11 protein-coding genes are annotated in these 12,093 nt (G+C 62.7%); all 11 read left to right on the forward strand.

The window, feature by feature from the left end; translation table 11 throughout:
• Positions 1–583 (forward strand): TrbG/VirB9 family P-type conjugative transfer protein (locus AABE10_RS35415; RefSeq protein WP_342937708.1); only part of this gene is annotated, 583 nt, incomplete at its 5' end.
• A gap of 8 nt (positions 584–591) precedes the next feature.
• Positions 592–1,896, forward strand: coding sequence for a TrbI/VirB10 family protein (locus AABE10_RS35420; protein ID WP_342937709.1), 1,305 nt, complete (start codon positions 592–594; stop codon positions 1,894–1,896).
• Complete coding sequence (locus tag AABE10_RS35425; protein ID WP_342937710.1) at positions 1,889–2,716, forward strand: transglycosylase SLT domain-containing protein; 828 nt, start codon at positions 1,889–1,891, stop codon at positions 2,714–2,716. The genes AABE10_RS35420 and AABE10_RS35425 overlap by 8 nt, the downstream gene beginning before the upstream one ends.
• Complete coding sequence (locus AABE10_RS35430) at positions 2,713–4,035, forward strand: TrbG/VirB9 family P-type conjugative transfer protein (protein ID WP_342937711.1); 1,323 nt, start codon at positions 2,713–2,715, stop codon at positions 4,033–4,035. The genes AABE10_RS35425 and AABE10_RS35430 overlap by 4 nt, the downstream gene beginning before the upstream one ends.
• Entirely contained in the window at positions 4,035–4,463 is a 429-nt protein-coding gene (locus AABE10_RS35435) for a lytic transglycosylase domain-containing protein (protein WP_342937712.1), read from the forward strand. Before AABE10_RS35430 ends, AABE10_RS35435 begins: the two co-directional genes overlap by 1 nt.
• Before the next feature lie 3 nt (positions 4,464–4,466).
• Positions 4,467–5,087 (forward strand): toxin co-regulated pilus biosynthesis Q family protein, encoded by a 621-nt coding sequence (locus AABE10_RS35440; protein WP_342937713.1) that lies wholly within the window; start codon positions 4,467–4,469, stop codon positions 5,085–5,087.
• 4 nt (positions 5,088–5,091) lie between these two features.
• Positions 5,092–6,726 (forward strand): type II secretory pathway protein, encoded by a 1,635-nt coding sequence (locus AABE10_RS35445; protein ID WP_342937714.1) that lies wholly within the window; start codon positions 5,092–5,094, stop codon positions 6,724–6,726.
• An 8-nt stretch (positions 6,727–6,734) separates the two neighbouring features.
• Positions 6,735–8,060: a hypothetical protein gene (locus tag AABE10_RS35450; RefSeq protein WP_342937715.1), complete on the forward strand. Its 1,326-nt coding sequence runs from the start codon at positions 6,735–6,737 to the stop codon at positions 8,058–8,060.
• Positions 8,047–8,754 (forward strand): hypothetical protein, encoded by a 708-nt coding sequence (locus AABE10_RS35455; RefSeq protein WP_342937716.1) that lies wholly within the window; start codon positions 8,047–8,049, stop codon positions 8,752–8,754. Before AABE10_RS35450 ends, AABE10_RS35455 begins: the two co-directional genes overlap by 14 nt.
• 2 nt (positions 8,755–8,756) lie before the next feature.
• Positions 8,757–10,988, forward strand: a complete 2,232-nt coding sequence (locus AABE10_RS35460) for an ATPase, T2SS/T4P/T4SS family (protein ID WP_342937717.1) — start codon at positions 8,757–8,759, stop codon at positions 10,986–10,988.
• The coding region (locus AABE10_RS35465; protein WP_342937718.1) for a type II secretion system protein at positions 10,985–12,093 on the forward strand (1,109 nt) is incomplete at its 3' end. The genes AABE10_RS35460 and AABE10_RS35465, both read left to right, overlap by 4 nt.

Consider the following 12,093-nt stretch of genomic DNA (forward strand, 5'->3'; position numbering starts at 1 on the left):
CGATCCGGCGATGGGCGACTCGGTTCAGTGGGTCATTGACACCGATGGCGAAAACCACGTCTTTGTGAAGCCGGTCAAGCCCGGCCTCGTCAACACGCTTCACCTGACTACCAATCTGCGCGAGTACGACATGACACTTGTGTCGTCGCCGATGGGCGGACTGTTCTATCAGACCGTGCGCTTCAACTATCCCGGCTCCGTCATGGCAAAGGTTCGTGCCCGGGAACAGGCGGGCGTCGGCGCTTCTGGCACCGGTGGCGGCGGTGACTCCGATGCGCAATTGGACTCTGGCCCGATCGGCGTTTCGCCCGACAAGCTTAATTTCGACTACACGGTCTCAGGATCGGCCTCGTTCCGCCCGGAAACGGTGTTCGACGACGGCAAGTCCGTGTGGCTGCGTCTGCCCGCTGACGCGCCGTTTGCCGTGCCTATCGTCAAGGACCACGGAGACGTGGTGAGCCCGAACTTCATCCGACGTGGCCAGTACATCGTTGTGCAGGAGATCGCCAATGAGATCGTGCTGCGTGCTCCGAACGAGGAAGTCACCATCAAACGCCGCCGTCCTGGCCTGTTCGGGTTCTGAGAGACGCCATGAATCAACCGAACGGACAACACGACAACCAGCACGCGAGCCTCTTTAAGGGCAAGTCGCCACGCAACGCTCTGTATGCGGTTGGCGGTGTCGCAGCAGTTGTCATCGGCGCGCTCGGCTTTTACTACCAGGTCAAAGAGAGCGCCAAGGTCGACGAACAGGCAGCGCTGCAGAAGAAGGCCAAGGCGGCGGAAGTCGTCGACAAGTCGCACAACACCCAGGACCTCAATAAAACGATTGAGGACCAGATGAGTGATGCGCGCAAGATGGCGGCCTCGGAAGCGCGGGCCGCTGCTGCCGCGCGCGCTTCGTCGTCGTCGACGCCGAATGCAGGGAATGCGGCGCCGGCGCTGACGGCCGACGGCTTTATCAACGATCAGCAGACGAAGCAGCTCAAGGCCGAATCCGATACGGATGCGATTTTCGCGTCGCCGATTTTCAAGCCTGGCGTGAAGGTCAAGGATACGGCGCCGACGCTACCCAACCAGATGCCGGGAATTCTCACGCCCGCGCAGGTCGCTGCAAGACAGGCGGCCGCACAGCAGGATGCAGCAGGCTCGGTGGGTGATCGCGTCGCGTCGGCACTTGCGGCAGCGGGACTTGGGGGGCAACAGTCAGCCCGCCCATATTCGAGCCAGGAGCACGACGCGACGTTCATCAAGAATGTTTCGATGCAATCGGGCAGCGACCAGGACTTCCCGCGGGCCGGTTTCGTTGGACAGGCGCGAGGATGCGTATTGTCGCCTCCGCATCACATCGGTGTGCTCGCGGCAGAGCGACTGGATTCCGATCGTCCCGGGACTGCCTCGTTGATGGTTGAAAAGGACGTGTACGACAGTATCCGCGGCGACTGCCTGATGATCCCGAAGGGCAGCTTTATCACGGCACCGTATAGCTCTGATATCCAGCCCGGACAGGAGAGCATTCTGGTGGCGGCAACGGAGCTGCGTTTGCCGAACGGCAAGCATGTCCCGCTCTTCGGCGCGCAGGGCGCCGATGGAGACGGCTCGGCCGGCTTCTCGGGCGACGTCAACAACCATTTCCTGAAAATCTTCGGCACGTCGTTCCTTACGGCGATCCTGCTGGGCGCATTTGACAAGAACGGCACGACGTCGACTACCACTGGCCCGCTCGGGGTCACGCAGGTTGGCACTACGGCGGGACAGGTCGCGGCGACGACATCGCAATCGGTCCTCGAGCGCTACAAGAACATTCCGCCTACGATTACCTCGGCCCCCGGCCAGCGGCGTTTCATGCTCAAGGTCAATCGCGACATCGTGCTGGAGCCGTACCGCGATGAATAAGCGTACGGAAAAGCGCTGGATCTTCGGCGTGCTCTCTGCTGCGCTCGCTGCGCACTTCCACTGCGCCCATGCCGTGACGATCGCGGAAGTGATCAGTCCGACGAGCGTTGTGCTCGCCCAGGGCGATGCGCGCAAGCTCGCTTCGTTTGGCGGAAAGCCCGTGTTCTGGTGTGGCCTGCACGCATTCGAATCGTGGGCGGCCCCGCTTGTGGGGCAGACGGTTGCGAGTACCCCGGAGACGGGCATCACGGTTTCAATCGATGCGCAGAAGGTGTCGCTGGAGCAGCTGCTCATCGCGAAGGGCTGGCTGCAGCCCGCCGTGCTTGATGACGACGCGCAGGCTGCGATTGCGGAAGGCCGTGGCGGCTGGGCCTGCGCGAGCGCGACCGTCCCATTCCAGGTGATGCACACGAGCGTCGATCCCAAGGTTCTCGCGGGCATCGCGCTCAACGAGTCGGGTCTGAACGGACGCGCCTGGCCGTGGACGCTGAACATCGCGGGGCAGGGCTTTTTCTTCAAGACCCGCGAGGATGCTTATCGCGTTGTCCAGTCGCTGATCGCGCGCGGCCGCAGCGACTTCGACGTAGGCCTCATGCAGATCAACTGGGGCTACCACGCGCGCCGCTTTGCGTCGCCCTGGGACGCGCTCGCGCCCGCAACGAGCATTCGCGTTGCGGAGGAAATTCTCAACGAGAACTACAGCAAGACGCACTCCGTCGCGAAGGCTATCGCGTACTACCACAGCGCCAACCCGGTCCCCGGTCAGGCGTACCTGGCGCGTTTCGCACGACACCTTAATCAGATCCAGGCCGGACTATGAAGCACACCGTCTCCCGTATTGCGCTTGCCTGTTTAGCGTTGCTCAACACGGTGTCATCGCATGCTGCGAATACCGACCCGTTCGACTTTGACTATGAGATTTCGGGCGGTATCGCAGAGCGCCCGGCGCTGATCTTCAACGACGGTTCGAAAACCTATATCCAGCCGCGCGCGGGTCAGGTCATTACGGCAACGGGCGGACACGCTGAAGGTCCGTATGTCGTCGTCGACGGTACGCCTGAGTCGGTCACGTATACGGTCGCTGGCAGGACTGCCACGGCTAGGTGGACGAGGGCGAACGCCTTCATCGGCGCTGGGGCACGCGGCACGCTCGCCACGCTGCGCGACGATCAGCCGCCCGCATTCGACGGATTCACGAACCGCCTCGTGCTGATCGGCTCGCACGGCGCGCTCGAGCCTGTGCGTTCGCTGAAGGCGACGATGCCCGTCGCGAACATCGTCAAGGCGCTCGTTCCGCAGGGCTGGACGGGCGCAGCACAAAAGGACGTGGACCTGACGGATGCAAGCTCGTTCGTCACACGGGCCGGTGAAAACTGGATGCAGGCGCTTGACCGTCTGATGTCGCAAAGTGGCCTGTACGCGGACGTGGATTTTACGACCCGTCATATCCGGTTGCATCGCGAGGCGCCGAAATCTGGCGCGCTCAACTATGCCGCTGGTGAGAAGTCTCAGCCCGATGCGATCGCGCAGACCGTTGCGGCGAACGAGGACGTCGTAAAACTCGACGCCGCAAACGCTGACGCGCCTGCGCAGCGCGCCTCGCTGCTGGCCGAATACTTCGGCGCCCAAGCGATCCGCGACGGTGACGACACGCACACCCAGATCCGGTTCGCGTCGAAGCCCGCCCGCGAGCTGACGTTCAAGACGCCAGATGGTCGTTCGTTGCATTCGAAATGGAATGGCGAGACGAACGTCATGACTGTCGAGCGCGCGGAGCGAATCTTCGTCTCTGACGGCTCGAAATCGGTCGAGATTGGTCGCTCCGCGGGCACGGTCTACGACTTCGATCAGGCGAACGCTGCGCACCTGCTCGCTGTGTTCGACAACGACGGTCACACCTATTTCAAGTTCGCGGATTCCGTAATCCAGATCCACGTTGCTGATGTGAAGCACCTGGGATCGGGCGAGCAGAAAGGGCGGTACTACATGTTCAACGGAACGTCGGAGCAGTTCATCGTGACGGCCGACGGGAACACGGTGAACGTTACGCGTCGCCACGATGTGAAGTACTTCGAGCGTGCCGCACCAGGTTCGCCCGCCGCGCCGGCCGCGCCTGAAACGGCTGTGGCGAAATCGTGATGAACCTGACATTCGCCTTTGCTGGCGCGGTTGCTGCGCTGTGTTGCGTGTCTTCGGTACGGGCGGATTGCCTCGACGACGCCGCCGCCTACCGTCACATCAGCAGCCAACTTGTGCATGCGATCGCCCAGCACGAATCCGGTATGCGCGCGAACGCAGTGAACGTGAACAACAACGGGAGCGAAGACATCGGTCTCATGCAGATCAACACGTCGTGGCTGCCAAAGCTTGCCCAATACGGCATCCGTCGCGAGCACCTCTTTAACGCCTGTGTGAACGCCTACGTCGGCACCTGGATTCTCGCTTCGAACATCAAGCAGTTCGGGCCGACCTGGAAGGCTGTGGGTGCGTACAACGCAGTCTCGACGCAGAAGCAGCTGATCTATGCCAACGCTATTTATCGCCGCCTGCAGCGGCAGGGGCAATAACGAATGAATGTGACTATTGAACGCAATGAACGGGTGCGCGTGATCGCGCGTGTGCTGGCCGCACTGGCGCTGGTGGGTGTGCCAGGCTGGACCCATGCGGCGATCGATCCCGACCAGTCGCACGTCGCTCCTCCCGCCGGCGATGGATGGCAGATCCTCTCGGCAGCCCCATCGCCCCGGGCGACGGCTGCGAATGCCGCGCCCTTGGCTCCTGCTGTGGCATTAGCCGCCTCACCCGCACCCGCACCCACGGCCGCAGCTGCAACGGTTGCGCCGACGACAACGGTTGCATCGTCCGTACCAACTCCGACTGGCGTTGCATCGGTGGTTCTGCCGGGGGCGCAAACGACACCGGCAGGCGTGCTGACGCTTTCCGTCTCGCCGCAGGACCTCAACTTGCGCAACGCGCTCGATCGCTGGCTGCAAACGCAGGGCTGGCAACTTGCGTGGAAGGTCGATGACGACCTGCCGCTCGAATTCAACGCGACCTTTTCCGGTGACTTCACTTCTGTCCTCACGCAGGTCATGAAGGCGACCAATCACATGCGCGTGCCGACGCGTATCTGTCGTCACGCGAACAACGTCATCCGCGTCGTCGTGCGCGCTGCCAACTGCCAGGACTAACACCATGCATCACGCTTCGATTCTCAAGACTTTCCTTGCCGCTGCCTGCTCGCTCATGATCGCGGGCTGCGCGGTCTATCAGAGCGACATCAACTCTGCATACGATGCGGTCCATCACACCGCGAGCGATGCGATCGCCAACATGCCTGGTTCGATGGCGCTCGTGGAAGACGTGCCGACGGCGTTCCTCGGCGACCGGCTTGTCCCTGTCGCGTATGAAGCGAAGCTGCCTGCCACGTTCCGCGAGAAGAAGGTGACGATGCCCGCGAACCTGAAAATCAAGGAGATTTCAACGCTGATTTCGGGCGCGACAGGTTATGCGGTCCATCTGAGCCCCGATGTGTTCGTGCCGCGCGCTTCGCTCGTGCCGCGCGAGTCGGCGTCATCGGACGGCAAGGGCGGCGCAGCGCCAGTAACGAACGGGGTGAATGGCAAGGCGACCTATGAAGAGCCCGTCTATAGCCAGGTTTTCACGGGCTATGTAGGCGAGTATCTGACCCGGATGACGGAAGACCTGGGGCTCGACTGGTCGTTCGACGGATCGACCATCAACATCTCGCGGTTCGTCACCCGCATGTACCAGATTGCCGCGATCCCGGGCAAGGTGTCGATCAAATCGACCATGTCGAAGGGCATGGACACGTCGACGGGTAATCAGGCGAACGGCAGCGGTGGATCGAGCGGCAATACGGGATCGTTCTCAGCACAGACCTCAACGGGGCGTGAAGGCGACTTCGATCAGATCAAGTCGATCAGCGACGCGCTCGACAAATTGCGCTCGCCGATGGGCCACGTCAACGTCAACCCGCAAAGCCGCCTTGTGATGATCTACGACACGCGCGAAGCGGCTGACCGCATGGGCAAACTGCTCGCCCAGGAAAACGCCGTCTCGACTCGCCAGGTGATGATCCGCATCCGCACGCTGCAAATTGCGCTGAACAGGGGCAGTCAGGCGGGTGTGAACGCCGACGTGGTGTTCAACTATATCCAGGGCGGCCTCGCAAAGTATGCGATCAGCTTCGCGTCACCCACGTCGCTCTCCTCGGGCGGCGGTACGGTCGGCCTCTCAGTGCTGCAACCCAATGCGCCGTTCTCGGGCACGAACGCAGTGCTCAATGCGCTTAACAAGTATGGCCGGACGGTGCAGGACAACACGCAGACGAAGCTGACGCTCAACGGCTTGCCGGTTTCGATTGCGTCGTTCCAGAGCGACGACTATCTGCGTTCGACCACGCCTTCGGCGGGCAGCCTCACGGCCACTTCCGGCGGCGTGCCCGGCCTGACGCCCGGGACCGTGACGACGGGCGACTTCGTCAATATCCTGCCGTCGGTCAACGACCACAACCAGATCGTCCTCGCGTACTGGAGCGACAGTTCGAAGCTGAACGGCCCGTTCACGTCGGCGTCAGTGGGCTCCGGTCAGACGTCGCAGCAGATCCAGCTGGCACACACGATCGGCAGCAAGGACGATCAGACGATCGCGCTCTCTGACGGCCAGACGGTGGTGCTCTACGGCCAGATGACGGACCTCGCGGACAGCACGACGAATAGCGGTATCGCGGGTATCACCGGCCTCTGGAACAAGTCGAAGACCTTCCAGGTGATCATGCTGACGGCTACGGTCGTCCCGTCGATGTGAGCGCGAGCATGCACATTACCGATCCACTGCCGCGCGAAAAGAACGCGCGCCTGGTCTTCGGGCTGGACTGGCGCGCCTATCCGGCCACACAGATGCGGGCCGAGCGCCGTCGTTACGCCGATGACTTCGGTGCGACGCACTACGTCGAATACAAGATCGGCAAAGACGCAATCGGCGGCTTCTGCGCCCCTGACACGAGCGAGATCAACGGCGCGAAACTGTATTCGGGCGCGGCGCGGATTGCCCAGCACGACCGTGTGAAGGGGAAGGCTGCCGTACTCATCCTACTGCAGGACGATCAGCGCGTGCATCTCGTTTTCGTTGTGCGCGGCGTCGTACGCAGCGACGAAGTCCTGACAATCCCGAAGGCGCACGAAAGGCGCATCGCGATCGAGCAGGAATGCCTGAAGCTGAACCTGACGCTGACGACGCTCGGCTCCGGCCAGGCCGTTGGAGACGTCGACGAGAGCTTCGGCGCTGCCGCGCTGCTGGATGATCGCAAGAATGGCCGTATTGCCAAGGTGCCCGTCAACCTGCCGACGGTCGTGCCGGTGCTGGTGATTGGGGCCGCGCTTGTCTTCGGCGGCATCCAGCTGATGGACTCGTTGAATCCGCCGCCGGCCGCACCGAAGGAGCCATCGTTCGAGGAGAAATATGCCGCGCTGGTGCGGCAGACGTTCGCCGCGAAGATACCGCGCGCGAATGAGCTGGCGCCGGCAATCCTCGCCTCGCTTGGGAACAGCGAAGCGGTCATCGCGGGGTGGGTTTTCGACAAGGCCGTCTGCCCGTCGAAGGGTAATTGCACGATCACCTACAGGCGCTCCGGCGGCAGCTTCGATGATTTTGGTCGCGCCGCACCGCAGGCGCTGCGTCCGCTTCACTTCGAGCCGGATGGTCTGCATCTGAGCGCAACCGGACCCGCGATCCCGGTGGTCGCGCCCGTATCGAATCACGATGCGAAGACGTGGCCTTCCGAACAGACGCTCATCGACATGCTACAGACGCCGCCGCAGCGGTTGTCGACCAAGCCATTCGAGCTTGCCAGCTACGGCTACAAGGTGAGCCTCGAGCCGTCGAAGCCTCTGCTGACGATGCCGCCCGGCACGCCTGGCCAGCGCCCCGCACACATGATCCGTGTCGGCACTTGGGAGGTCAGAGGATACCGATGGCAGTCAGTGCTCCTCTCGAAGCTGCCGCCGGACATGACGCTCGACAGTATGACGGTCGAGCTTTTGCTCGACGAGCGCGGCGCTTCACGCAACCAGTCCAATCCGGCAAACGAGCGGGTCGGTATCCATTTCATTGCGAAGGGCAAATACTATGTTCTCGACTAAACGGCTGACAGTGATTGCCTGTGCCTTGGCACTGGTATCCGCTGCTGCGCAAGCACAACAAAACAAGCCCGCTGTGTCGCACGCGCAGCCGGTAAGCGCGCGCGTGCCCGCGGCCGATATTGACATGGGTACGCCCGCTACAGCTAAAGGGGTAACGACTCAGGCACCCACGGCGCCGTCGCAACCGGTCACACAGCAGCCTTCCTCGACTCCGGCCAGGCCGCATCTGTCGATCGACGATATCGACCAGATTACCCGCTCGAAGATCGCGCGCGACCTCGGGGGCGATGGCGGGCAGCAGGGTGGTGCTGTCGCGCTCAATGCGCCCGCGCCAGCAAGCGCGCCCGCAAATGCGCCCGTCATCAAGGCGACGCCGCCGAGTTCCCGCGCGGAACCGGTGCGCTTCGTTGGCGCTTTCAGCGACATGAGCGGTACGTCGGTGCTCTACGAGTTCCGCAACGCCTCTTATCCCGCACACGTCGGCGCGAAGCTGCTCAATGGCTGGACCGTAAAGCGGGTTGATGGATTCGTCGTGACCGTCGCGGATGGCAAGCGTACCTGGACGGAAACCATTAGCGGCGGCACGGCCACTACTTCGGATAACCCGCGGCCATTCGGCATTCCGACGCGACTGCTGAATGATCTGGGTGGTCCGCTGCCTCCTGCCATTCCTCTTTCTGCGATGGGGCAATAACGATGAGTCTGTTCAACGGTATTGAAAAAGATGAGCCGTCTTCGCGCGGCATTCTTGGGCGGTTCCGTGCGTTGCGCGCCGGGTTCACGGAAGAATCCCCGGCGTCAATGCCTATCGCAGGTGCAGACGCCAAACAGGACGTCAATCGCGAGCCGCGCTTCGTGCGCAGAAGCAAGCCGCTGAAGGCAGAGCCTGTGGACACGAAGCCGGGACAGCCGATGACGCTGGGCATGCGGCTGAGAATGGCGGACATCACCGACGTCGACGCCACTGACGAAGACTCGCAGGGTGGAGCGGCCACTGACCTGACGCAGGCGGATGCGATTGAGCATCCGATGCGGGACAGGCCGACGGTTCATGGTGCGGCTGAAGCGCAACCGGCCGCCGAAAGCGTCGCTGCACCAATGGAGGCCGTTGCTCCCGAATCAACGATGGCGCTTCCCGTTGTTGAGTCCGGGGAGTCGCCGGTCGAAGCGCACGACGTGCCGCCGACAGTACGGCCGACCGAACCAATCAACGAGGTGCACGAGGTCCGCGCGCATGCGGATCTGGTCAAGCAGCAGACAGAATTCCTGCCATCGGGCCTGCCGCAACTGGCGGCCGCCGACGCACTGACCTTCAAGCGCATCCTGAGCGAGCGGGGCCAGGATGCGACGCTGCGCATCACGGATGCTGCGCGCCGTGAGTTCGTGGCGGTCGAAGTACAGGCAGGTATGGCGATCGTCGTCACGACGCGGACGTTTCACGAGTCGGCGCTTTATCCGACCTATGTGAAAGACCTCGAGCGTGCCGACATCAAGGTGCATGAGGAGATGATCGCAACGGACGCGGTGATTGCCGCGATCTACGCGACCGAGCGCAACAGGTCAGCAGCCATCATTCCGGAGAGTTCGCGCGCCATCGGTACGTTCCGAGACGTGTCCGAAGCCGCTCACGCCTACGGGGCGGGCGATATCCACTTTGAGTACCGCGATTTCAACGACGATGTCGAAGTCCGGTTCCGTGTGAACGGCGACCTCTACACATACCGCAGGCTGCCGAAAGCGCTGGTGCGTCGTGCACTGTCCGCCGCCTATCAGGACCTCGTCGCGCGCAACACGAACTCCGGCGAGACGTTCCAGCCGACCGCGCCGCAGTCGGCGATGATCCCGCTCGTTGTCCAGACCGACATTCTCAACATCCGCTGGCAGAGCACGCCGCTCGTTGGAGGCTTCGATGTGGCGCTGCGTCTGCTCGACGGCAACTTCCGCAACTGCAAAGTGCTCATGCCCGAAAAGATGGGCCTGGAGACGTCGCAACTGCGCATCATCCAGGCGCTGGGCAACGTGAGCGGTGGCGTCACGATCCTGACGGGCGAAACAGGGTCGGCTAAATCCACGCTTCTTCGCGCGATGTCGTTCATGCTCGCGTCGCGCGACTTGCGCAAGCAGTTCGCCGTCAATGAGCCGTCCGAGTATCCGCAGCCATGGCTTTCGGACATTTCGATCCCGCGCCGGCCCGACGAGACCGATGAGGAAGCGAACCGCAAGTGCGCGGAAGTGATCCGCTCGCTCATGCGTATGGACCCGGACGACGTGACGGTGGGTGAGGTGCGCGATCGAGTCGTCGCGGGGCTGGTGGCGGAACTCGCGCTGACCGGGCACCCGGTCCGGACCACGCTTCACGCGGACAGCGCGATCGGTGCATTCATGCGCCTCGCCGGTGGGCGGCTTCAGTTGCCGATGGACGAGGTCTCATCCGAAAAGTTCGTCAACGCCGTCGCGAACCAGAAGCTGATCCCCCTGTTGTGTCGGAAATGCAAATTGCCAGCACGCGACGTAATGCCTGCGTCACAGATCGAGACGCTGGAACGCAAGTTCGGCCTCGACACCTCGAAGATGGCATGCCGTGACGAAGCCGGATGCGAGCATTGCCGCCTGGAAGGTCTGTTCACGCGCGCGGGCAAGGTGGCCGCCGGCACGAAAGGGCAGACGCTTGCAATGGAGATCTTCCGCCCGACCTCGGACTTTCTTGACTGTGTTGCGGCCCGCGACTGGCGTGGCGCCGAGAACGTGTGGCGCTCGACGCGTAAAACCGGTTTCGGCGACGAAGACATGACGGGCAAAACGATCTATGAGCACGCGCTCTACAAGGCGTCGCAAGGTCTGATTGATCCGCGATTCATCGATTCGGCAATGCGCCCGTTTGACGAATACAGGATCTTTGCTGATCGAGACGGGAGGATGCCGTCGTGATCCGTGGACTGATCCATTCGCTGTTTATGGCGCTGCCGCAGAAGGAGCGGCTGCGCATTGCACGTTGGCGGTTCCAGAAGATGCGCGAGACCTTCTATCGCGAGACGCGACTGGACGTCGCCGCCAAGGGACTGCGCAACCGGGAGACGCTACTGGAGCGACTGACTACGCTCGAAAAGCGTCATCGCTCGCGTCAGTGGCTCACGTGGCCCGTCTTCCAGGCGGTCGCAAAGCGCATGGTCGCGGGCGATGATTTCGCAACTGCTATCAGGCCGTTCATTCCAACCCAGGAACACGCGCTGCTCGACATCGCGGGCACGTCGACGCGGGAAGACGCCGCCGTGCGGGGGCTCGAGCTGGCGGAGATGGCCGCGCATGCGGAGGGCGTCCTCGCGTCGACGACGTCGCTGGAGATGGCGTATCCCGCGTTTCTGATCGTCTATCTCTACGTGTTCTGCATGCTGTTCGGCGGAGAGATCTTTCCGGCCGTCGCGGACACGAAGCCGGTCGAGCAATGGTTGCCGATGGGTCAGGCGCTCTACGCGATCGACACGTTCTGCTACGACTACTGGTGGCTGAGCGGTGCAATCGTCGCGGGTCTGGTCTCGTTGTACTTCTGGACGCTCAAGCGCTGGACGGGGCATTTCCGCAACCAGGTCGATGCATTGCCACTCATGTGGCGCAACCGCCGCGATCTGCGCGCTGCGCTACTCATCGTGTCGCTCGCTGGACTGTTCGACTCGAACCTGACGCTGCGGGCGGCACTCGATCGTCTGTCGAAGACGGCCGATCCGTGGCTGAAGTGGCATATCGACCGGATGAGTCGCCGTCTTACGCAGCGTGCGGACGAACCGATGCGCGCACTCGACACGGGCATCTTTTCAGAGATGGTCATCGACACGATTGCGGACGCGGCGGGGCGCGACCAGTTCGTGCAAGCCATCAAGACGCTCGGTCGCACTTCGCTCGATCGCGTTGTCGCGACCGTGCGCCGCAACGCGCGCATCACGCACTACGTGCTCCTCGGCTTCGCCGTTTCCATGTTCTTCGCGCTCGGCATCGGATCGTACGTCGCGACCGGCGCTGTGAGCTTTGATTCTTCTCC

The sequence above is a fragment of the Paraburkholderia diazotrophica genome (genome assembly GCF_038900755.1).
Classification (GTDB): Bacteria; Pseudomonadota; Gammaproteobacteria; order Burkholderiales; family Burkholderiaceae; genus Paraburkholderia; species Paraburkholderia diazotrophica_A.

Coding starts and splice junctions, on each gene's coding strand:
- AABE10_RS35445 (WP_342937714.1), top strand. CDS start 5,092: ATGCATCACGCTTCGATTCTCAAGACTTTCCTTGCCGCTGCCTGCTCG.
- AABE10_RS35455 (WP_342937716.1), top strand. CDS start 8,047: ATGTTCTCGACTAAACGGCTGACAGTGATTGCCTGTGCCTTGGCACTG.
- AABE10_RS35420 (WP_342937709.1), top strand. CDS start 592: ATGAATCAACCGAACGGACAACACGACAACCAGCACGCGAGCCTCTTT.
- AABE10_RS35450 (WP_342937715.1), top strand. CDS start 6,735: ATGCACATTACCGATCCACTGCCGCGCGAAAAGAACGCGCGCCTGGTC.
- AABE10_RS35440 (WP_342937713.1), top strand. CDS start 4,467: ATGAATGTGACTATTGAACGCAATGAACGGGTGCGCGTGATCGCGCGT.
- AABE10_RS35425 (WP_342937710.1), top strand. CDS start 1,889: ATGAATAAGCGTACGGAAAAGCGCTGGATCTTCGGCGTGCTCTCTGCT.
- AABE10_RS35435 (WP_342937712.1), top strand. CDS start 4,035: ATGAACCTGACATTCGCCTTTGCTGGCGCGGTTGCTGCGCTGTGTTGC.
- AABE10_RS35460 (WP_342937717.1), top strand. CDS start 8,757: ATGAGTCTGTTCAACGGTATTGAAAAAGATGAGCCGTCTTCGCGCGGC.
- AABE10_RS35430 (WP_342937711.1), top strand. CDS start 2,713: ATGAAGCACACCGTCTCCCGTATTGCGCTTGCCTGTTTAGCGTTGCTC.